This window comes from Comamonas sp. lk (genome assembly GCF_900564145.1).
Lineage (GTDB): Bacteria > Pseudomonadota > Gammaproteobacteria > Burkholderiales > Burkholderiaceae_C > Comamonas.
In genome coordinates this window covers 25,460-46,410 of record NZ_UOOB01000001.1, presented here as the reverse complement: position 1 = coordinate 46,410, position 20,951 = coordinate 25,460, and the positions used below count along the sequence as shown (strand labels likewise).

Here is a 20,951-nt window from a genome sequence, read left to right as displayed (position 1 = left end):
CTTGAGATGGAACAGGATATTTGGGATTTTGTCGTGGTCGGTGCCGGAATGGCCGGCAGCTCGGTGGCCTGGCAGCTGGTGCAAGCGGGCGAGGCTGCTGCCTCCAGGGTGCTGGTGCTGGAGCGCGAGTCCCAGCCCGGCTATCACACGACGGGCCGCTCTGCCGCTCTGTATGAAGAGCATTACGGCCCCGCCCAGGTGCAGGCGCTGACGCGCGCCAGCCGCGCTTTCTACGATGCTCCGCCTGCCGGTTTTGCACAGGCCCCCATACTCACGCCGCGCGGCGTGCTCTATGTGGGCACGGCCGAGCAACAAGCGCTGATCGACAGCGCTTATGCCGAAGCCGTCGTTCATTCGCCCTCTGCCCAGCGTCTCGATGCCGGGCAGCTCAAGGCCATGGTGCCTTGCCTCAATACCGAGGTGCTGGTCGATGGTTTTCTGGACCAGGGCGCGCGCGATATCGATGTGCACGGCCTGCATCAGGGCTTTCTGCGCGGCCTGCGCCAGCACGGCGGCCAGTTGTGGTGCAACGCCGAGGTGCAGAGTCTGGTGCGGGTCAATGAGGTCTGGCAGATCGCCCTGGCTGACGGCCGGCAGATCCAGGCCAGGGTGGTGATCAATGCCGCCGGGGCCTGGGCCGATGTGCTGGCCCGGATGGCCGGTGCTGCGCCCATAGGCCTCACGCCCAAGCGCCGCAGCGCTTTTACCTTTGCGGCCCCCGAAGGCATGGACGCCACGCACTGGCCGGCCATCATCAGCGCCGACGAGGCCTGGTATATCAAGCCCGATGCCGGCCAGCTGCTGGGTTCGCCGGCCAATGCTGACCCGGTGGAGCCCCACGACGTGGTGCCCGAAGAGCTGGACATTGCCACCGGCATTTACCGCATAGAGGAATGCACCACGCTGCAGATTCGCCGCCCCTCGCACACCTGGGCGGGTCTGCGCTCTTTTGTGGAAGATGGCGAGCTGGTGATCGGCTGGGACGGCTCGCCCACGCCGGTAGCCGGCTTTTTCTGGGTCGCCGCACAAGGCGGCTACGGCATTCAAAGCGCTGCAGGCTACAGCTTGCTAGCCCGCAACCTGCTGCTGGGCGAGTCTCTGCATCCCACGCTGGTCCAGCAAAAAGTCAATGTGGCGGCGGTGACGCCGGCCCGTTGCCAGCGCAGCCAAGGCTGAGCGTCGAGGCTTGGCGCTTCCAGATGCATAGCGCCAAGCGCATGCTGGATAAGCGCTGGCTGCTGTTTTCTCTAGATTTCGGCTTGCTGCCAGCCTGCGCCGGCATGCTGGCGACGGCCTATGTGGGCGGTGGCCGCCAGATCGCAGAGCCAGGCTGAAGTCCAGCACAGCCAGGCTGTCCACAAGGTATGGCTCATGAAATGCGCGCCGCGCATCTGCTGGGCCCAGCCCAGGGCAAAACCGGCGACCAGTGCCGCCAGCAGCCAGATGCGTGCGGCGCGCGGCTGGTGGTGGCGCAGCACGAAATATCCGCTGATAAAGCCAAAGCCAGCCGAGGCATGGCCTGCAGGAAAGCAGTGCCCGCCGCCGCCATCGTGGGTGCCCCAGGCCCAGTGCGAGACATAGTGGCCCACGCCGCCGAAATCGGCCAGATCCCAGGGGCAGCTGGTGGCGCTGAAGCGTTTCATCAGCGCCATCACCACCAGGGACACCAGGATCGACACCACCAGCTGAACTCGGCGCGAATAGGGCAGGCGGCGCATCAGCCCCGCGGGCCACCAGATGCACAGGGTCAGCCCCAGCACGATCACCCAGGCCAGCATGCGGGCACCTTCATGTGCGATGTGGACCATGAACCAGTTCGACTGGAGGGCAAAGCCCTGGCTGCTGCCAAACCAGCGGGCCACAGGCATGTCGAAGCCGCTGGCATCCCAGGCAATCACGCAGGCCAGGGCCAGCAGAGTCCAGCACAGCGATGAGAAAAAGGCGGGGGAGGGTGTAGAAACCGGAGAAGGGGGCGCAGACGTCATGCTGCGCACCTTAGAAAGCCCGGCTTAACTCCGTCTTAAGCCAGGCCGATGGGCGCAAGGGTCAGCGCGGCTGCAGGCCAAAGCGCAGGCGCAGACGGCTCCAGCGCAGGCCGCGCTGCTTGCGTATGCCAAGCAGCAGCCACCAGGCCAGATAAGCGCCGCAAATGCCTACCAGTGCACCGCCTATGACGTCCGAGGGGAAATGCACGCCCAGGTGCACGCGGCTCCAGGCCATGGCCAGGGCAGCCATCCAGGCAAAGGCGACCAGAGTGGTGCGATGGCGCATGCTGCCCAGGCTCACGGCCATGGCCAGTGCAAAGGCGCCGCTGGCATGCATGCTGGGAAAGCTGGCCCGGCCGCCGTGCTGCAGCCATTGCATGCCCATATTCAGCTGGGCGGGGCGGGGCGTGGGAAAGCCCCAGCGGATCAGCCTGGCAATACACCAGGCAATGGCCATGGACATCAGCAGCAGCACCAGGCTGCGGCGCATGGCCGGCGAGCCGCGCACAAAGCCCAGGGCCACCACGATGAGACTGAGATTGGGGACCCAGCCGGAGATGAAGCGGGCGGTTTCGATACTCAGCAGCGGGGTCTGGGCATTGGCGTTGACCAGTGCATACAGAGCGGGATCAAAGGAGAACATGGGGCATGCACCGGCCAGAAGCCAAAGTAGTGACTGGGCTGCATGCTATAGCTTTTCATATCCACGCCGCCAGCAAAGTTTGATGGCCAGAGAGCCGTGGGTTTTGATGCGGCGTGCAGCCATGGCGGTCATGGACAATGCCGGCATGCGAATACTTGTGGTCGAAGACAACGAAGGCATTGCGTCGGGCCTGCAGCTGAACCTGCGCCAGCGCGGTTACGCCGTGGACGTCTGTACCTGCGTGGCCGATGCCTGGCATGCGCTGAGTACGGAGCGCTTTGATGCGGTGCTGCTGGATCTGGGCCTGCCCGATGGGGACGGCAGCGCCATTGTGAGCCGATTGCGTGCGCAGACCGCCAGGCCCGGTGCGCCGGCCCTGCCTGATGCGGCCACGCCGGTGCTGATTCTGACGGCCCGCGATCAGGTGCATGAGCGTGTGGCAGGGCTGAACCTGGGCGCGGACGATTATCTGGTCAAGCCCTTCGACATGGACGAGCTGGAAGCGCGTTTGCGCGCCATGCTGCGCCGCGTGGTGGGCCAGGCCTCGCCGGTGATCCGCCATGGCGATCTGGAGATCGACCCGGCTCAGCGCACCATTCGCCAGCAAGGGCAGCTGGTGGAGGTTTCCCCGCGTGAATTTGCCGTGCTCTGGGCGCTGCTGCAGGCGCGCGGGCGGGTGCTGTCGCGCCAGCAGATCGAAGAGCATCTCTATAGCTGGGGCGATGCGGTGGAGAGCAATGCCGTGGAGGTCTATGTGCACCATTTGCGCAAGAAGCTGGGGGCCAAGCTCATCGTCACCATGCGCGGCGTGGGCTATTTTCTGCCGCAGGAGCCGGCATGAGCCGCCCGTTGCCGCCGCCGGCCCGGCGCCTGCCTTCGCTGCAGCTGCATCTGCTGGCCTGGATGCTGGGCGCGCTGGCCCTGGTCTGGGGCAGTTTTGTGGGCTGGGGCTATCTGACGGGGGTGCAGGAGGCCGATGAGCTGACCGACGGCCATCTGGCCAGCGTGGCGACATTGACGCTGAACTGGCATGTGAACGGCGATGTGCCGCCGGGTGAGGCCACGGTCGTGCAACGGCCGCCGGGCCTGAAGGCGCACGACTATCAGGAGTCGCTGAGCGTGGCCTTGTGGAATGCCCAAGGCGTGCTGATCTCGCGCACCGGCGCGGCGCCCTTGCCAGCATTTGATATCGAACAGGGCTTTGCCACGCTCAAGCTGGACGGGCATACGGCCTGGCGCAGCTTCACCCAATGGAGTGCCGACCGCAAAGCCAAGGTCACGGTGATGATTGCCCTGCCTGAGCGCGATGCTCTGGCCGACGACATTGCCATGCAGATGGTGGAGCCTGGCATTTGGCTGCTACCGGTGGTGGTGCTGGTGCTGGGCATGGCTTTGCGCCGGGGTTTGCGGCCCCTGAATGCGCTCTCGCACGAGGTGGAACAACTGGATCTGAGCCAGGCCCAGCGCATCTCCGATACCCATGTGCTGCGCGAACTGGCGCCCATGGTCAGCTCCATCAACACCTTGCTGGACCGGCAGCAGGCGGCGTTGGAGCGTGAGCGCAATCTGGCCAATGAAGTGGCCCACGAGCTGCGCACCCCGCTGGCTTCCATCGTGCTGCAGGCCCAGTCCCTGCGCTCGGCGGCCCAGGGCGCGGTGGATGACGTGGCCGTGCGCAATGCCTTGCAGCGCATAGGCAAGGACGCTTTGCATGCCGGCCATGTGCTCGATCAGCTGCTGGCGCTGGCCCGCGCCGGCCGAACCATGCTGGACGTACCGGCCCAGGCCGTGGACTGGTTGGCCGTGGCCCGCGATGTGGCGGCCGGCCAGGCCCAAAGCGCCTGGAGCCGCCAGGACACGCTGGCCATTGAAGCGCCAGAGGCCTTGGCTGTCATGGGCAATGCCGTGCTGCTGGAGCTGGCCTTGCGCAATCTGGTGGAAAACGCCATCAAGCACACGCCCGAGGGCACGCGCATAGAAATCCAGGGCGGCGTGGATGCAGAGACCGGCACGGTTTGGCTGCAGGTCTGCGACGACGGCCGTCGGGCCGGCGGCCAGGCCGCGCCAGCGCCCGTGGACAGCCTGCATCTGGGTCATGAAATCGTGGCCCGTGTCATGCAGGCCCACGGGGGGGGGATGCGGCCGGCTGCGGCTCCTTACGGCTTCACCACCTGCTATCGCATGGAAATTCCGGCAGCCGGTTAAAATCGCCGGTTACTAAGCGGTTACCTAAAGGTAGCCGTCGATTTTTTCCCCCAGGCCGCAGCGGCTGCGCAGGCTTGCACCTTCAGGTGCCAGCTGGGCGCCAGACATGCATCGGCAGGGGCGTTGCCTCTCAAAACTTTGAACGGAACCCACCATGCCTTTGATCTCGATGCGCGAAATGCTGGACCATGCTGCTGAAAACGGCTATGGCATTCCCGCCTTCAACGTGAACAACCTGGAACAAGTCCAGGCCGTGATGTCGGCGGCTGACGAAGTCGGCGCGCCCGTGATCCTGCAAGCCAGCGCCGGTGCCCGCAAGTACGCCGGTGAGCCCTTCATCAAGCACCTGATCCAGGCCGCTGCCGAGATGTACCCCCACATCCCCCTGGTCATGCACCAGGATCACGGCACCACGCCCGACATCTGCCAGGGCGCGCTGAACCTGGGCTTCGGCTCGGTGATGATGGACGGCTCGCTGATGGGTGACGGCAAGACGCCTTCGTCCTTCGACTACAACGTGGACGTGACCCAGAAGGTTGTGGCCATGGCGCACAAGATTGGCGCCACCGTGGAAGGCGAACTGGGCTGCCTGGGCAACCTGGAAACCGGTGAAGCCGGCGAAGAAGACGGCGTGGGCGCCGAAGGCAAGCTGGACCACAGCCAGATGCTGACCGACCCCGAAGAAGCTGCTGTCTTCGTCAAGGCCACTCAGCTGGACGCCCTGGCGATCGCCATCGGCACCAGCCATGGCGCCTACAAGTTCAGCCGCAAGCCCACAGGCGACATCCTGGCGATTTCCCGCGTCAAGGAAATCCACGCCCGCATCCCCAACACCCATCTGGTGATGCATGGCTCCTCCTCCGTGCCCCAGGAACTGCTGGCCATCATCAACCAGTACGGTGGCAAGATGAAGGAAACCTACGGCGTGCCCGTGGAAGAAATCCAGGAAGCCATCAAGTTCGGCGTGCGCAAGATCAACATCGACACCGACATCCGTCTGGCCATGACCGGCGCCGTGCGCAAGTTTCTGTTTGAGAACCCCGAAAAGTTCGACGCCCGCGAATGGCTCAAGCCAGCCCGTGAAGCCGCCAAGCTGGTGTGCAAGGCCCGTTACATGGAATTCGGTTGCGAAGGCCAGGGCGGCAAGATCAAGGGCTACAGCCTGGAGCAGATGGCCAAGAAGTACGCCGCTGGCGAACTGGCTCAGCTGGTCAAGTAAGACTGCGTTTTTGATAGCTTTTGGCGCTTGATCATCAAGCGCTGCAGCTTCAAAACACTCAAAACCCGCAAGGTATGTCCTGCGGGTTTTTTGTTGTCTGGGCTAGAGACTTGCCCTAGGGTTACTACAGTATCGAACGACCGTGCTTTTTATGAGAATGCCTTGATCGAGCCATAAAAATTCAGGAGACAAGCAGCATGAGTGAGCGTTCTTGGCTAGCCGCCTACCCAGAGGGAGTTCCTGCAGACATCGATGCCTCGCAATACCCTTCGCTGGTGGCCTTGATGGAGGAGGCTTTTGCCAAGCACGCGGACAAGGTGGCGTACTCCTTCATGGGCAAGGAGCTGACTTTTGCGCAGGTCGATGCACAAAGCCGCGCTTTTGCGGCCTATCTGCAAGGCCTGGGCCTGCAACAAGGCGACCGCGTGGCGCTGATGATGCCCAATATGCCCCAGTACCCGGTAGCCGTGGCGGCGGTGCTGCGGGCCGGTTTTGTGGTGGTCAACGTCAACCCGCTGTACACGGCGCGCGAGCTGGAGCACCAGCTCAAGGATTCGGGCGCCAAGGCCATCGTCATCATCGAGAACTTTGCCAAGACGCTGCAGGACGGCATGCACGGCAGCGCCATCGAGCACATCGTGCTCTGCGCCATGGGCGACGAGTTAGGCCTGCTCAAGGGGGCGCTGGTCAACTATGTGGTGCGCTCGGTCAAGAAGATGGTGCCCGCCTTCAGCCTGCCCGGCGCCGTGCGCTTCAACACGGCCTTGTCCAGGGGGCGCGGTGCGCCATTCACGGCGCCTTCCATCCAACCGGGCGATATGGCGCTGCTGCAATACACGGGCGGCACCACGGGCGTGAGCAAGGGCGCGGTGCTGCTGCACAGCAACATCATTGCCAACGTGCTGCAGTCCGAAGCCTGGAATGATCCGGTGATGAAACAGGTGCCGGCCGGCGAGCAGCCCACCAGCATCTGCGCCCTGCCGCTGTATCACATCTTCGCTTTCACGGTGAACATGATGCTGTCCATGCGCACGGGCGGCAAGACGGTGCTGATTCCCAATCCGCGCGATCTCAAAGCCACGCTCAAGGAGCTGTCCAAGCACCGATTTCACAGCCTGCCGGCCGTGAACACGCTGTTCAACGGTCTGGCCAATCACCCGGATTTCGGTACCGTGGACTGGAGCCATCTCAAGGTTTCGGTGGGCGGCGGCATGGCGGTGCAAAGCGCGGTGGCCGAGCTGTGGCTCAAGAAAACCGGTTGTCCCATCTGTGAAGGCTACGGCCTGTCGGAAACCAGCCCTTCGGTGACCTGCAATCCGGTCAACGCCAAGGCCTTCTCCGGCACCATAGGTCTGCCCCTGCCCAGCACGTATGTGAAGCTGTTCGGCGGCGACGGCCAGGAGGTGAACGAGCCCGGTCAACCCGGCGAGATCGGCGTGCGGGGCCCGCAGGTCATGGCCGGCTACTGGCAGCGCCCCGATGAAACCGCCAAGAGCATGACGGCCGACGGCTACTTTCTCACCGGCGACATAGGCACCATGGATGCGCGCGGCTACGTCAAGATCGTGGACCGCAAGAAAGACATGGTCATCGTCAGCGGCTTCAACGTCTATCCCAACGAGGTGGAAGACGTGGTCTCCAACTGCCCCGGCGTGCTGGAATGCGCCGTGGTCGGCGTGCCCGATGAGAAATCGGGCGAAGCCATCAAGCTGGTCATCGTCAAGAAAGACGCATCGCTGACCGAGCAGGCGGTGCGCGATTTCTGTCAGGCCAATCTCACGGGCTACAAGCGCCCGCGCCACATCGTGTTCCGCAGCGAGCTGCCCAAGACACCCGTGGGCAAGATCTTGCGCAGAGAGCTGCGCGACGCCTGAACCTTCCGTTTTCATCTAGGTCTTCCAAGGCTTATTCACAGGGCACTTCGGTGCCCTTTTTTTATGCGTTCTAAAGGCACAATGGCGGCTTCTTATTTTTCCCACGAGCAAGCGGCCGATAGGGCCGTTTTTGCTGGCTTGAAATCACGCCCATGACAACCACTTTGGCCATCCTTAGCGCCCTGCCCGAAGAACAAGAGGGTCTGGTGCACATGCTTGCCGATCAGGAGCGCATGGCACACGCTGGTCGGGTGTTCTGGCGCGGAACACTGCATGGTCGGCCCGTGGTTTGCGCCCTGTCCGGTATCGGCAAGGTGGCCGCAGCCACCACGGCCACGGCCTTGATAGAGCGCTTTGGCGCGCAGGCCATTGTGTTTACCGGCGTGGCCGGCGCGCTGGCGCAGTCGGTGAAGGTGGGCGATGTGGTGGTGGCCAGCCACTATGTGCAGCACGATATGGATGCCTCGCCGCTGTTCCCGCGCTTTGAGCTGCCAGGCTACGGCCGCTCGGTGCTGGCCTGCGATGCGCCGCTGAGCCAGCTGCTGGCGCAGGCCACGGCCGAATGTCTGGCCGGGCCGGCTGCGGCCTGGGCGGCATCCATGGGGCTGGACGCGCCGCAGCTGCACCAGGGGCTGGTGGCCAGCGGTGACCGCTTTGTCAGCGGTGCGGCAGAGTCGGCTGCGCTGCGCGCCAACCTGCTCACCGCAGGCCATGGGGCGCTGGCCGTGGAGATGGAGGGCGCGGCCATCGCCCAGGTCTGTGCCGATTACGGCCTGGCCTTTGCCGCCATGCGCAGCATCTCGGACAAGGCCGACGACACGGCCCATGTGGACTTTCCGGCCTTTGTGCAGAAAATTGCCCGCAACTACGCTTGCAGCATTCTTCCCCGGCTGTGCGAGCTGCTTTGAATGCTATGAAATGAGAAGCTGATAGTGCTTACGCTCAGAGCATTTCAGATGAAATTCGATCTGAAAATAAAAAAGAGCAAGCGCCTGATGCTTGCTCTTTGATAGCGAACCTTGATGCGAATGCGGGCTTATTTCAGCCAGCCGCGCTTGCGGAAATAGAGCATGGGCCCGAGGGCGCTGGCAATCATCAGCCCTATGACATAGGGATAGCCGTACTGCCATTCCAGCTCGGGCATGAGTTTGAAGTTCATGCCGTAGACGCTGGCGATCAGCGTGGGCGGCAGCAGGGCCACACTGGCCACGGAGAAGATCTTGATGATCTTGTTCTGGTTGATGTTGATGAAACCGACGGTGGCATCCATCAAGAAGTTGATCTTGTCGAAGAGAAACGCCGTGTGGCTGTCCAGCGACTCGATGTCGCGCAGAATCTGGCGCGCTTCCTCGAACTGCTCGGCATTGAGCATCTTGGAGCGCATCATGAAGCTCACGGCGCGGCGCGTATCCATCACGTTGCGGCGAATGCGGCCGTTCAAGTCTTCCTGGCGGGCAATGGCGCCCAGCACGTCCTTGGCGGCCTCGTCGGTCACATCGCCGGACAACACCTGCTGGCTGACCTTTTCCAGATCGTCGTAAATGCGTTCCAGCGTATCGGCCGAGTATTCGGCATCGGCGTCGAACAGCTTGAGCAGCACATCCTTGGCTTCGTCGATCAGGCCAGGCGCGCGGCGTGCCCGCATGCGCAGCAGGCGGAACACGGGTACGTCTTCATCGTGAATCGAGAACAGCACGCCGCAGCTGCGCAGATTTTTGTTGTGCTGATTGATGATGAAGGCCACGCGCACCGAGCGCGGGTCTTCGATATCGTCGATCAAGAAGTCGCTGCGGATGTGCAGATCGCCGTTGTCTTCTTCGTAAAAGCGGGCCGATTCCTCGATGTCGTCGTCCATCGCATCTTCGGGGATGGACAATTCGTAGTGCTGCTTGATCCAGCGTTTTTCTTCGAGGGTGGGCGACTCCAGATCGACCCAGATGGGCTGAAAGCGCTCAAGATCGGCCAGGGATTCGATTTCTTCCTGAACCAGACGGCCATTGGCCAGCGTAAAGATGTTGAGCATCAGCTCACTCCCGGTGTGGTTTGCGGTTTTTGCAGGGATTGGGGCGCGCTTTCAACCCCTCAGTCCGACCGGGAGTTGAAAGCTACCAACTGGGGTAGGCTTCCACGGAGATCTTTCGTCAATCAGAAGTGGCTGATTATGCTACGTTGCACTGCAGCATGCTTTGCTGCCATGCATGGCATAGCGGGTATGCAGGCCAAGCGACTTTGTCATCATTTTGTCGCCAAAGCCTGGGCGGCACACAGATCGGCCCAGGCACCAGCCTTGGCCTGGGGAGCGCGCAACAGGTAATTGGGGTCGTAGGTGACGACGGTGGGTACGCCGGCAATGCGGTGGGGTTCGGCCCTCAGGCGGCCCAGCGCATCATGGCGGCCCAATACGGCACGGGCGCTGGCCAGGCCCAGCACCAGCACGCAGTCCGGGCGCAGCTGCTGCAGCAGCGCTTGCAGCGCCGGTTGCACGGGTTCGGCCTGGCTCAGATCGGCATCGGGCGCGGCGCGGTGCAGTGCCGCGCTGTAGACGCGCGGGTGCTGCTGCAGATTCAGGGCCCGCAGCATATTGTCCAGCAGCTTGGCGGCATCGCCTTGCAGCGCGGTCTGCGCACTGCCGGGGCCGGGCTTTTGATCGGGCGTCAGCGGCAGCGGATTGGCGGGCGGCTCCAGCAAGATCAGCCAGCCGCCTTGTGCGCCCGGCTGCGCTGCATCGGGGTAGACCAGCTGGGCCTGGCCCAGCTTCCAGCCCAGGCCGGGCTCGCCCGCCGGGCCAGCGGCCGGCTGCTGCACATAGCGTTGCGGTGCACGCGTGCTGCTGCCCTGAATCGGCGTGCCGGGGCGGGTGGCTGTGGGGGCCGGTCTGGCCACCGGCGCTGCGGCCGGAGCAGGAGCGGGCATGGGCGCGGCTTGAGCCGCAGCGGCCTGCTCTGCCACGGGTGGCACCGGGTGGTGGACTGGTGTCGCTGGCTCGGTACGCGGGACCACAGGCGCAGCTGAGGCCACTGCCGAAGCGGCAACCATGCTTTCAAAGGCAGCAGCTGCCGGGGCAGCCACGGCGACCCTAGCGGGCGCTTCCAGCGCCGGCTCGGGCAGCCAGACGGTAATGCCCATGGCTTCCAGCATGGCCCGCTGGCGGGCGTCCAGGTTCATGGCCATAACTTCAGACTCATCAGCACCGCGTGTTCGCGCGGGCCCTCGGGGGTGGGGTAGTAGTTCTTGCGCTGGCCGACTTCGGCAAAGCCATGCAAGGCGTAGATTTCGCGGGCGCGGGTATTGCTGGCCCGCACTTCCAGCCACAGCCACTGCGCATTTTGCTGGCGTGCCCACAGCGATAGGGCATCGAGCATGACCCGGGCCCAGCCCTGGCGCTGGTAGAGCGGGTTGACGGTGATGTTGAGCAAATGCACCTCGTCGAGCACCGTCATGGCCACAAAATAGCCCAGCAGCTGGTGGTTTTCGTCCACCAGCAACTGGGTTTCGTAGCCGGCCACCATGGCGTCCTGAAAGTTGCCGCGTGTCCAGGGGTGGGAATAGGCCTGTGCCTCGATAGGAAGCAGCACATCAAGCCATAGCGCCGACAGCGGTTCGAAATGCACCAGAGACGCCGCCTGGTCTTGCAGCGCTGCGCGATCGGTGTGACTGGGGGCTTGGCTCATGGTGTGGGAGTGGCGGGTGTATCGGCCAGCTGGGCGGCCCTTTTTTCCGCTTCGCGTTCTGCCGTGGTTTTGGCCACTTTATCGCGGATATAGCGGGGTAGGGCCTGCTCTGCCGGCACGGCGCAGCCTTTTGCCAACAGGGCCGGAGCTAGGCGTAGCAAGGCGGTGGCCGTGGGCAGGGCATGGACATGCGCAGCCTGGGGCGCCAGCTGTTCGGGGTAGACATGCTGGGCATTGCCGGCCACCGTCAGCCCTGCGGGCACCTGCAGCGCCTCGGGAGCGCACAGGCCGAAGTCTTCGGGGACGATCCAGTCGCCGTTTTCATAGCTAAACGGGGCATGGTAGACCTCGTTCATGCGGGCATCGAGCACGGCCATGACTTCGTTGCAGCCGTGCAGCTGGCGCGCTTCCTCGGCCACGGCCAGCAGCGTATCTATGGGCAGTACCGGTACTTTGGCGGCAAAAGCCAGGCCCTGAGTAATGGCGCAGGCCGTGCGCAGACCGGTGAAGGAGCCGGGGCCGCGGCCAAAGGCGATGGCGTCCAGCTCCTTGAAGGCCAGACCTGCTTCGCTCATCAGCTGGCGAATCGCGGGCAGCAGCTGGGATGAGGATTGCTGCGCCCCAGGACCGCTGTACTGCCAGATGGCGTCGCCACGCTGGACGGCAACAAAAAGGGTATCGGTACTGGTGTCTAGGGCAAGAAAATTCATGGCGAGGCTGCTGGTTCGGTGCGCGGGATGATCGCGCAATGCATGCGCACAGGTGCAGACCTGTGCTGCAGACAGGCTGAGCCCGACATTATCGGATGCCAGCCCCCGGCCTGCCAGGGGCGCGGGCAATGCCCGGCCTAGCGCGGCCCGGTGTACCGACGCCCGGCCTGTCGAGGCCCGGCGTAGACTTCGGCCCATGCTGAACCACAAGTCCATTCTTCGCCACACCCTGGCCGCGCTGAGCCTGCCCCTGCTGTCGCTGTTTGCGCAGATGCCGCTGGCCCATGCACAGTCCAGCGCCCAGTCCGACACCCGTATTCCGGCGGCAGTGGATGCGGCGCTGGCCCGCGCCAAGATTCCGCGCGATGCCGTGTCGCTGCTGGTCATGGATGTGGACGGAAAATCCGCGCCTCGCCTGGCCTGGCGCACGCACCAGTCCATGAATCCGGCTTCCGTCATGAAGCTGGTCACCACCTATGCGGCGCTGGATCAACTGGGTCCGGCCTATGTGTGGCGCACGCCGGTGTTTCTGGGCGGCAGCGTGGACAACGGCGCGCTGCGCGGCAATCTCTACATTCAGGGCCAGGGCGATCCCAAGCTGGTGCTGGAGCGCTTGTGGCTGATGCTGCGCCGCCTGCAAGGCCTGGGCGTGAAGGTCATTGTGGGCGACATCATTCTGGACCGCAGCGCTTTTCAGCTGGACGCCCACAATGCCGCCACTTTCGACAACGAACCCTGGCGGCCCTACAACGCCTCGCCCGATGCGCTGCTGGTTAATTACAAGGCCTTGGCTTTGAGTATTGCTCCTGATTCGGGAGCTGGTGTCGCTCGTATTCAATACGATCCACCAATGTTTGGTATGAATAATCAGGAAGCAGTGCCGCTGGCTGCTCCTAATTCTGATTGTGGCGACTGGCGCAGCAAGATGCAGCTGGACATGAACGATCCGCAGCGCATTGCCTTCCTGGGCGCTTATCCGGCGCAGTGCGGCGACAAGAGCTGGTCGATTGCTCCGGCCCAGCCCGAGCGCTTTGCGGCCAAGGCGATTGAAGGCATGTGGCGCGATCTGGGCGGCAAGCTCACCGGCAGCGTGCGCGATGGCCGGGTGCCGGCCGGGCTGCAACCGGCGTTCCAGAGCGAGTCGCCCTCGCTGTCCGAAGTGGTGCGCGACATCAACAAATACAGCAACAACATCATGGCCCAGCATGTGTTTCTGACCCTGGGCATGCAGCGCACCGGCGTGGCCAGCTTCGAGGCTTCGCGCCAGGCCCTGGCCCAGTGGTGGCAGGCGCGCTGGGGCGCTGCCGAACTGCCTGCCGTGGACAACGGTGCCGGCCTGAGCCGCAATGCTGCAATTACCGCCAACGGCCTGGGTCTGATGCTGCAAAGCGCCTGGGCCTCGCCCGTGATGCCGGAATTCATGGCCTCCATGCCCATCGTCGGCGTCGATGGCACTTTGCGCCGCAGCAACAGCAAATATGCCGGCGCGGCCCACCTCAAGACGGGCACGCTGCGCGACTCCACCGCGCTGGCCGGCTATGTGGATGCGGCCAACGGCCGCCGCTATGTGCTGGTGGCCATGGCCAACCACGCCAATGCCGGCGCCGCGCGAGCGGCCTGGGATGCGCTGATCGACTGGACGGCAGCGCAGTAGTCAAGGCGTTAGGCGCCCGGGGCATGGGCGCCTGCGCAACCTTGTATTTTTCCTGCAATCCAGCGCGGGAAATCGTCAACCGGTTCTCAGTGTTTGCCCGACGTGTGTTTGGCATTGAGAGTCGCTAGGATGGCGTCACATCGAAAAAGCACGACCGTGCTATTAACAACACGATGGAGGACCTCATCTTGGCAAGCAAACTCAAACTCCTGGCTGCCGCACTGGCAACCGCCGGCCTGCTGGCAGCCTGCGGCGGCGGTGGCGGTGCAGACACCACTCCCAAGGCCAAGGTGACTTCGGTCAAGGTCATGGGCGACAGCCTCGCGGACAGCGGCACCTTCGGCTTCAAGTTCACGGTGCAGGGCTCGGCCCTGACCGGTGCCGGCTCCACCCCGATCTGGCCAGAGCGCATCGCCGACCAGTTCAGCCAGAGCTTGTGTGCCCACTATCGTGCGGGCGACGAGAACCTGACGACCTACCAGGAGGTCGCCAGCTGCACCAACTATGCGGTGGGCGGCGGCCGTGTAAATCCGCTGGACGCACCGACATCACCGAAGTCGGTGCTGGTGCAGATTCAGGCGGCATCCAAGGCCGGATTCAGCGCCGATGATCTGGTCATCATCGATGGCGGCGCCAATGATGCTGCGGATGTGATCGGCGCACTGATTGCTGCAGCCAGAGGTAATTCGCAGCCGCTCAATGCCATGGTGGCCTGGCTGGATTCCAAGGCGCCGGGTACGTCCACGGCGCTGATGACGCAGGCCGGAGGCGATGCATCCAAGTTTGCCGGCCTTGCCGCTGGAGCCTACCTCCAGACCCTGGCCAAGACCCTGGCTGGATCCATTGCGCAGAATGTGATCGCCAAGGGCGCCACGCGGGTGGCGGTGTTGAACGTTCCTGCCATCACCAAGACGCCACGCTTCCAGATGGTCCTGGCCAGCATTGCCCAGGCCGCCGGTGGCGGTGAGACGGGCGCTGCCGCAGCCGCCAAGCAGGAAGCCGCTTTCGACTCCCTGGTGCAGGTGTTCAATACCCAGTTGGGAGCCAGCCTGGCCGGTCAATCCCAGGTGGCCCTGGTCGATTTCTACACCGAATTCAAGAGCCAGATCAGCAACCCCGCCCAGTACGACTTCGACAACGTGAAGGACCCGGTGTGCCCTGCCACCGGCGTGGACGGTAGCGGTCTGCCCACCTATACCTTCCCCACCTGCACGGCCGCCGCTCTGAGTGCGACGCCCGGCAAGCCCAGCCCCGATTGGTGGCAGCACCATGTGTTTGCCGACAGCTTCCATCCCACGCCTTACGGCCACCAGCAGCTAAGCCAGCTGGTCGCGCGTTCGCTGTCCCAAAAGGGCTGGCTGTAATCCCGCTCCGCAATAACAACAAGGAGAGACATCTATGAAAAACACCATGCGGATCGCGATGGCAGTGGCGGCATTGGCTACCTGTAGCTTGGCTAGCGCCCAGACGGCAGGTTCCTGGCTGGGGCGGGTGGGCGTCACCCATCTGGCCCCCGATGTGGACAGCGGCAATCTGTCAGCCCCGTCGTTTCCCAACACCAAGGTCGATGCCAAGAGCAGCACCCAGCTGTCAGGCGGCATCACCTATATGGTGACCGACAATCTGGCTCTGGATGTGCCGTTGGCAACGCCTTTCAAGCATGACCTGGTGGGCGACGGTGCGATTGCCGGTGTGGGCAAGCTGGGCAGCACCAAGGCGATTCCTGCCACGCTGTTGCTGCAGTACCGCTTCAACCAGGCCAATGCCAGCTTTCGCCCCTATGTGGCGGCGGGCGTGACCTATGCCCACTTCTTTGGTGAAAAGACCACGGCCACGCTCAACGGCCTGACCGGCGGTACGCAGGCCAATCCAACCACGGCCAAGGTGGACGACAAATTCGGCGTGCTGGCGCAGCTGGGCTTTGTCTACAACTTCAATGAGCGCTGGTTTGTGGACGCCTCCTATTCCAAGAGCTTTTTGAAGACCAAGATCCATCTGTCCTCGGGTCAAAGCATCAGCGTCAAGCTCAATCCGAATGTGTTTTCGCTGGGCGTGGGCTACCGCTTCTAAACGCCTTGGCAGCAATCAGTAAATCCGGGCTGTGCCCGGATTTTTGCGTGATGGTTTGCTCAGTTGTAGTTCAGTGCCGAAGGCTCTTCGCCATACACGGCCCAGCGGCCCAGGGCCTGCAGCTTGTAGTCCAGCGGGTCGTGCAGGGTATGGGTACGCACATTGCGCCAGAAGCGGTCAAAGCCCAGATCGGCATGCGTGCCGCGCGAGCCCACCACATCAAACATTTCCTGCGTGGCAAACAGCGTGCTGCGGTGCGCCATGACCTTGGCTTCAAACACGGCAATCGCCACTGCTGCCCGCTCCTGGCTGCCGAGACTGTCACCTTGAAGCCAGGCTTTTTGCAGCAGTGCGGCCGCGTGGTCGGCCATCAGCGCGGCGGCCGAGATCTGGGCCTGCATCTCGCCCATGCGGCGCAGCAGATAGGGGTCGTCCGTGGCGCGCTCCACCGTGGAGCCCATCCAGGGCTTGGCATGCTGCAGCGCATAGTCACGGGCCTGCTGGCGCGCGCCCTGGGCCACGCCCACAAACAGATTGACCAGCACCAGTTGGGCCAGGCAGTTGCGCAAGGTGTGGAACGCGCTGGTGCTGGCCGCTTCATCGCGCATTACGGCGCTGGCGGGCAAATACACCTGGGTGAACTGCACGGAGCCGCTATCGGTCTGGCGCTGGCCCATGGGGTTCCAGTCGTCCTTGACGGCGATGCCGGGGGCTGCGGTCTCGAGCAAGCCCAGCACCGGCTGAGAGTGACCTTCGACGCGGGCCGATACGGTCAGGTAGTGGGAACCGCGCGTGCCAGAGCAAAAGCCTTTGGTGCCATTGAGTTCATAGCCTGACGCTGCGGCCGTGTGGGGCAGAGGCTGAGCCTGCAGCCGTGTGTCGCGCGGATTGAGCGCATTGCCCCACCAGCCGTTTTCATCCGTGGTGCGCCTCAGCCAGCCGTGCTGTTGCTGCGCAGAGCCATAGATCAGCACCGTGGCGACTTGTAGCTGGTGGAAGGCCAGCACATGGGCCAGCGCACTGTCCACCGCTGCCAGGGCGCGGATGTGGCGGTAAATATCGGGCCAGCTGCGCTCGTCGCCGCCATGCTGGCGCGGCACGGCCAGGCGCAGCAGGCCAGCATCGCGCAGCAGCACTTTTTCATGAGCTGCGTGGCCGCCCTGGCGATCCCGCGCAACCGCAGTTTTTGCAAGGGTGGAGAGAACGTCTTTGAAGGCGCAAGAGAACATGAGGAAACAATCAAAAATCTGAAGAAGCCAGGTCTGCCATCAGTGGCAGATGGCGCCGTCTTCCAGCAGCGACGCTTCCAGCGCAATCGTGCTCACACGGTTGTTGAAAGCCTGCTGCTGCTGGCCGCTGGCGCGCCATTGCTGCAGGCTTTGCTGCAGCCATTGGGCAGACTGCTCATCTTTGCTGCGCAGCGTGATGTCGGCCTGCGCATCGGGTGCAAAGTGCTGGCCCAGCCGGGCATAAAAGCGCCAGGATGGCTGCGTCAGCAAACGGGTGATGACGGCCGGCGTATCGGCCAGCAAATCGCATCGGCCGGCCAGAAAGTCGCTGATGGCGTGAATGGACGACGGTGCTATCTGCGGCTGCAAGCCTCGGGCCAGCAAGGACTGGGCCGAAGCCAGGCCTTGGCCCAGGCACACGCTGGGGCCGGCCGTAGTCTTGCGCGCCGCTGGCTCGAACAACTGCCAGTAGCCGGGTGCAAAGCTGCGCCAGCGCGCCGCTTGCTGTTTGAGCGACACCAGTTGCAGACCGGGCTCGGCATAGCTGTTCGCGGTTTGCGGGGTGGCGTTTTCAAAACGCATGCCTTGCAGCGCGATATCGGCTTGCTGCACGGAGGTCAGCTGTACGCGCACGCCCAGCTGCCGGCCCAGCCACTGGGCCAGGGCCTGGTCGAGCACATCCGGCTCTGGCGGCAGCGGATCATGGGGCAGCGAGGGGCGCGAATAGCTGCGCAAAGCCAGCTTGAGCACGCCTTGTTGCTGTGCCTGCGCCAGTATCGGACCGGGGCTGGCGCTGGAGTGTGCGGGCAGCGAAGGCCAGAAACAAGCCAGAGCCACGGCCGTCACCGCCGCAGTGCAGGAGAGCGCCGCAGCCGCCGTGCTGACGGGGCTGCGCTTACTCATGAAACTCCAGCCCGTTGCGCCAGCGCGTCAGCCGCTTTTCCAGCAAGGCCAGCACATAGTTGAGCGCCAGGCCCAGCAAGGCCAGCAGGACGATGCCGGCATACATGCTGGGAATCTGGAAGATCTCCTGTGAGTTCAGCGTCAGAAAGCCCAGGCCTGCGTGCGAGCCAATCATCTCGGCCGCCACCAGGGCGGTGATGGAGTAAGCCCCGGCCAAGCGAATGCCAGTGAAGATGGAAGGCGCAGCGGCCGGCAAGATGACCTTGAAGAAGATGAAGCCGCGTGTGGCACCCATGGACAGCGCCGAGTGAATCAGCAGCTTTTCCACCTGCTTGACGCCGCTGATGGCATTGAGCAGCACGGGCCAGAAAGCCGCCCAGAAAATGATGGCGATCTTGGAGGCTTCGCCAATGCCGAAGAACAGCAGAAATACCGGAAACAAAGCCAGAGCCGAGACCTGTCTGAACAGCTGCAGCAGAGGATCGACGAAGGCTTCAAAGCGGCGTATCACACCCATCAGCAGGCCCAGACTCACGCCGGCCAGAATGGCCAGCGACAGGCCTGCCAGCGAACGCTGCAGGCTGGCGAAGATGTGCTTGTTCAGCTGTCCGTTTTCTATCAGCTGGGCGATGGCGGCCAGCACGGCGGAAGGCGGGCTCAGAAAGGCCGAGCTGACGATGCCTGCACGCGGCAGAAACTCCCAGATCGAAAAAAACAAGAGCAGGCAGGCCAGGCGTTCCAACCACTTCGCGCCCAATTTCCATAAATTCAAGCCCGAGCGGAAGGTGAGGGCAGCGCGGGGGCTTGCCGAGGCGGTCGACTCGGTCATACGGCAAATCCTCGCAAGGCCAGGGAATAGTCGGGGGCGCTGGGCGTGATGGGGGCCAGCGGTTGCTGGCGGTGGCCGCTGGCAAAGGCGACCTCGTCGCGCAGAATGTCCCAGGCCTGCTCGCGCAGCTGGACAAAAGCCGGCGAGTGGCGGATTTCCGCAGGCCGGGGGCGGGCCAGCGGCACTTCGAGAATGGACTTGATGCGGCCGGGGCGGTGCGTCATCACCGCCATGCGGTCCGACAGGTAAATCGCTTCATCCAGGCTGTGGGTGATGAAGACGATGGTGGTCTTGTGCTGCTCCCAGATGCGCAGCAGCTCGGATTGCAGAATTTCACGGGTTTGCGCATCCAGCGCGGCAAAAGGCTCATCCATCAGCAGCAGGCTGGGCGAGTAGGCCAGCGCACGCGCAATCGCCACACGTTGGCGCATGCCGCCGGACAGCTCATGCGGATAGCGGTGGCCAAAACCGTCCAGTCCCACCAGGTGCAGAAAATGCTCGGCCGTCTGCCGGCGCTCGCGTCGCGGCACCTGGCGAATCTCCAGCCCCATCTCTATGTTCTGCAGCACGTTGCGCCAGGGAAACAGCGCATAGCCCTGAAACACCACGCCTTGCTGGCGGTTGATGCCGCTGGCCGCCTGCCCGTCTATGTCTATGCTGCCGCCCGTCTTGCGGGACAGGCCGGCCAGCACGTTCAAAAACGTGGATTTGCCGCAGCCCGAAGGGCCGAGGATGGTGAAGAACTCGCCTTCGCGGATGTCGAGATTGAAGTCCTGCAGTGCCGAGATCTGCTGCTTGCGCCCTCGGTCATCGGCGATGGAGAAATCCATGCGCACATCGCGTGCCTGGATCTTGATGGCAGGGCTCCCACTCATGCCGCCGTTCCCTTGGCAAAGGGATTGAATTCGTTGGTGTACACGTCCTTGACCGAGACCTTGCCCGGCTGCAGCTTGCCTTCGCGCTCCAGTATGTCGATGTAGTACTGGATGGGCGGCTCGGTGATGATCTGGTCGTCCACATAGGCATAGCGCTCCACATGTCTGAGCTCCATGCCCAGGCGTTCGGCCGTGTACTGGCGCGCTTCGTCGGTATGGGCGTTGACCCAGTTGCCGGCCTTGGCGATGGCCGTGACCACATCGCGCACCGCCTGCGGATTCTCACGGGCGAACTTGCCGTTGACGCTATAGGGCGACATGCCGCCCAGGCCCCGGTCCAGGTCGTAGTCGCTCCACAGGCGCAGCAGTTCGGGGTTGGCCTCGGCGCCGCCGGAGTGCGGCGGGTGGATGATGGCCAGATCCACGTTCTTGCTGAGCACGGCCTGCTCGTTCTGGTTGTCGGGCACGACCAGAAAATTGATCTTGTTCACATCCGCGCCATGCTCGCGGAAATAGGTCTTGGAGACGAACTCCGCGCAGGCACCAAAGCTGTTGAAGCCAATGGTCTTGCCTTCCAGATCCTTGGGCGTGCGGATGGCGGAATCCTTGCGCACAAAGTACTTCATGTGCGGCGCTTCCTGCAGCGTCTTGCTGCCGGCGGCAACCACCTTCATGTCGGCACCGGCGGCAATCGCCGAAATCACCAGGGGCACCATGCGGGCGCCAAAGTGGATGTCGCCCGTGCCCACCAGCGGAATGATCTGCGGCGCGGCGACCTTGCCTATGTAGTTGGGACGGGTGGACGTGCCCTCGAAATAACCCAGGCGGTCGGCCAGATAGATCAGATCGAAAGAAGGGTTGTCCGGGTAGTTGAACGGCACGACCTTGCCGCCGTTCTGGGCCAGCTTGCCCGAGGGCGAGCTGCTTGCCGAGTTGTCCGAGCGGGAGCAGGCCGCGAGGCCCAGAGAAGCCGAGCTGATGAAGAGAAGCTTGCCAATCGCGTCGCGGCGGGTACCCATGGTTCTGACCTTTGATGTTGCAGTTGATGCATCAAAGGTTAGAGAAAGCCGCTAATAAAGAAAAC

At 63.6% G+C, this 20,951-nt stretch carries 20 protein-coding genes; 9 read left to right on the top strand and 11 right to left on the bottom strand.

Annotation, left to right across the window (positions count from 1 at the left end; all coding sequences use genetic code 11):
* The first annotated feature begins 6 nt into the window (after positions 1 to 6).
* Complete coding sequence (locus EAO39_RS00205) at positions 7 to 1,176, top strand: FAD-dependent oxidoreductase (protein WP_120965063.1); 1,170 nt, start codon at positions 7 to 9, stop codon at positions 1,174 to 1,176.
* A gap of 71 nt (positions 1,177 to 1,247) precedes the next feature.
* Here EAO39_RS00205 and EAO39_RS00200 read toward each other — a convergent pair whose 3' ends face one another.
* Both EAO39_RS00200 and EAO39_RS00195 read right to left on the bottom strand, forming a co-directional pair.
* Positions 1,248 to 1,985 (bottom strand): phosphatase PAP2 family protein, encoded by a 738-nt coding sequence (locus EAO39_RS00200; protein WP_120965060.1) that lies wholly within the window; start codon positions 1,983 to 1,985, stop codon positions 1,248 to 1,250.
* Between the two features lie 61 nt (positions 1,986 to 2,046).
* The gene (locus EAO39_RS00195) at positions 2,047 to 2,628 is read right to left on the bottom strand and encodes a phosphatase PAP2 family protein (protein ID WP_120965057.1); all 582 of its coding nucleotides are present in this window, start codon (positions 2,626 to 2,628) and stop codon (positions 2,047 to 2,049) included.
* 145 nt (positions 2,629 to 2,773) lie between these two features.
* Here EAO39_RS00195 and EAO39_RS00190 point away from each other — a divergent pair, with 145 nt between their 5' ends.
* The 5 genes from EAO39_RS00190 (at position 2,774) to EAO39_RS00170 (ending at position 8,834) form a co-directional block, all read left to right on the top strand.
* Positions 2,774 to 3,469, top strand: coding sequence for a response regulator transcription factor (locus tag EAO39_RS00190; RefSeq protein ID WP_120970507.1), 696 nt, complete (start codon positions 2,774 to 2,776; stop codon positions 3,467 to 3,469).
* A complete protein-coding gene (locus EAO39_RS00185; protein WP_120965054.1) occupies positions 3,466 to 4,833 on the top strand; it encodes a histidine kinase dimerization/phospho-acceptor domain-containing protein in 1,368 nt (455 codons plus the stop codon). The genes EAO39_RS00190 and EAO39_RS00185 overlap by 4 nt, the downstream gene beginning before the upstream one ends.
* A gap of 154 nt (positions 4,834 to 4,987) precedes the next feature.
* On the top strand, positions 4,988 to 6,052 hold the full coding sequence (fba, locus tag EAO39_RS00180) for a class II fructose-bisphosphate aldolase (protein WP_120965051.1): 1,065 nt from the start codon (positions 4,988 to 4,990) through the stop codon (positions 6,050 to 6,052).
* Between the two features lie 197 nt (positions 6,053 to 6,249).
* Positions 6,250 to 7,926, top strand: coding sequence for a long-chain-fatty-acid--CoA ligase (locus EAO39_RS00175; RefSeq protein WP_120965048.1), 1,677 nt, complete (start codon positions 6,250 to 6,252; stop codon positions 7,924 to 7,926).
* A 152-nt stretch (positions 7,927 to 8,078) separates the two neighbouring features.
* Positions 8,079 to 8,834 carry a 5'-methylthioadenosine/adenosylhomocysteine nucleosidase gene (locus EAO39_RS00170; protein ID WP_120965045.1) on the top strand — a complete coding sequence of 252 codons (756 nt, stop codon included), beginning with the start codon at positions 8,079 to 8,081 and terminating at the stop codon, positions 8,832 to 8,834.
* 128 nt (positions 8,835 to 8,962) lie between these two features.
* On the opposite strand, the gene corA is transcribed toward EAO39_RS00170, so the two are convergent.
* The 4 genes from corA to tsaB form a co-directional block, all read right to left on the bottom strand.
* Positions 8,963 to 9,949, bottom strand: coding sequence for a magnesium/cobalt transporter CorA (corA, locus tag EAO39_RS00165; protein WP_120965042.1), 987 nt, complete (start codon positions 9,947 to 9,949; stop codon positions 8,963 to 8,965).
* A gap of 212 nt (positions 9,950 to 10,161) precedes the next feature.
* Positions 10,162 to 11,097, bottom strand: coding sequence for a uracil-DNA glycosylase family protein (locus tag EAO39_RS00160; protein WP_120965039.1), 936 nt, complete (start codon positions 11,095 to 11,097; stop codon positions 10,162 to 10,164).
* On the bottom strand, positions 11,088 to 11,597 hold the full coding sequence (gene rimI, locus EAO39_RS00155) for a ribosomal protein S18-alanine N-acetyltransferase (protein WP_120965036.1): 510 nt from the start codon (positions 11,595 to 11,597) through the stop codon (positions 11,088 to 11,090). The genes EAO39_RS00160 and rimI overlap by 10 nt, the downstream gene beginning before the upstream one ends.
* Positions 11,594 to 12,307: a tRNA (adenosine(37)-N6)-threonylcarbamoyltransferase complex dimerization subunit type 1 TsaB gene (tsaB, locus tag EAO39_RS00150; RefSeq protein WP_120965034.1), complete on the bottom strand. Its 714-nt coding sequence runs from the start codon at positions 12,305 to 12,307 to the stop codon at positions 11,594 to 11,596. The genes rimI and tsaB overlap by 4 nt, the downstream gene beginning before the upstream one ends.
* A gap of 196 nt (positions 12,308 to 12,503) precedes the next feature.
* On the opposite strand from tsaB, the gene dacB reads away from it, so the two are divergent.
* From dacB to EAO39_RS00135, 3 genes are all read left to right on the top strand, one after another.
* Positions 12,504 to 13,961: a D-alanyl-D-alanine carboxypeptidase/D-alanyl-D-alanine-endopeptidase gene (dacB, locus tag EAO39_RS00145; protein ID WP_120965031.1), complete on the top strand. Its 1,458-nt coding sequence runs from the start codon at positions 12,504 to 12,506 to the stop codon at positions 13,959 to 13,961.
* Between the two features lie 188 nt (positions 13,962 to 14,149).
* Positions 14,150 to 15,325 carry an SGNH/GDSL hydrolase family protein gene (locus EAO39_RS00140; protein ID WP_120970505.1) on the top strand — a complete coding sequence of 392 codons (1,176 nt, stop codon included), beginning with the start codon at positions 14,150 to 14,152 and terminating at the stop codon, positions 15,323 to 15,325.
* Positions 15,326 to 15,359: 34 nt separating this feature from the next.
* Entirely contained in the window at positions 15,360 to 16,031 is a 672-nt protein-coding gene (locus tag EAO39_RS00135; RefSeq protein WP_120965029.1) for an OmpW family outer membrane protein, read from the top strand.
* A gap of 59 nt (positions 16,032 to 16,090) precedes the next feature.
* Here EAO39_RS00135 and EAO39_RS00130 read toward each other — a convergent pair whose 3' ends face one another.
* The 5 genes from EAO39_RS00130 to EAO39_RS00110 are packed head-to-tail and all read right to left on the bottom strand — an operon-like array spanning position 16,091 to position 20,886.
* On the bottom strand, positions 16,091 to 17,260 hold the full coding sequence (locus tag EAO39_RS00130) for an acyl-CoA dehydrogenase family protein (protein ID WP_120965027.1): 1,170 nt from the start codon (positions 17,258 to 17,260) through the stop codon (positions 16,091 to 16,093).
* A 39-nt stretch (positions 17,261 to 17,299) separates the two neighbouring features.
* Positions 17,300 to 18,163, bottom strand: coding sequence for a hypothetical protein (locus EAO39_RS00125; protein WP_240466860.1), 864 nt, complete (start codon positions 18,161 to 18,163; stop codon positions 17,300 to 17,302).
* A complete protein-coding gene (locus tag EAO39_RS00120) occupies positions 18,156 to 18,992 on the bottom strand; it encodes an ABC transporter permease (protein ID WP_120965024.1) in 837 nt (278 codons plus the stop codon). Before EAO39_RS00120 ends, EAO39_RS00125 begins: the two co-directional genes overlap by 8 nt.
* Positions 18,989 to 19,867, bottom strand: coding sequence for an ABC transporter ATP-binding protein (locus EAO39_RS00115; protein WP_120965021.1), 879 nt, complete (start codon positions 19,865 to 19,867; stop codon positions 18,989 to 18,991). Before EAO39_RS00115 ends, EAO39_RS00120 begins: the two co-directional genes overlap by 4 nt.
* A complete protein-coding gene (locus tag EAO39_RS00110) occupies positions 19,864 to 20,886 on the bottom strand; it encodes an ABC transporter substrate-binding protein (protein WP_120965018.1) in 1,023 nt (340 codons plus the stop codon). The genes EAO39_RS00115 and EAO39_RS00110 overlap by 4 nt, the downstream gene beginning before the upstream one ends.
* Between the last annotated feature and the right edge of the window lie 65 nt (positions 20,887 to 20,951).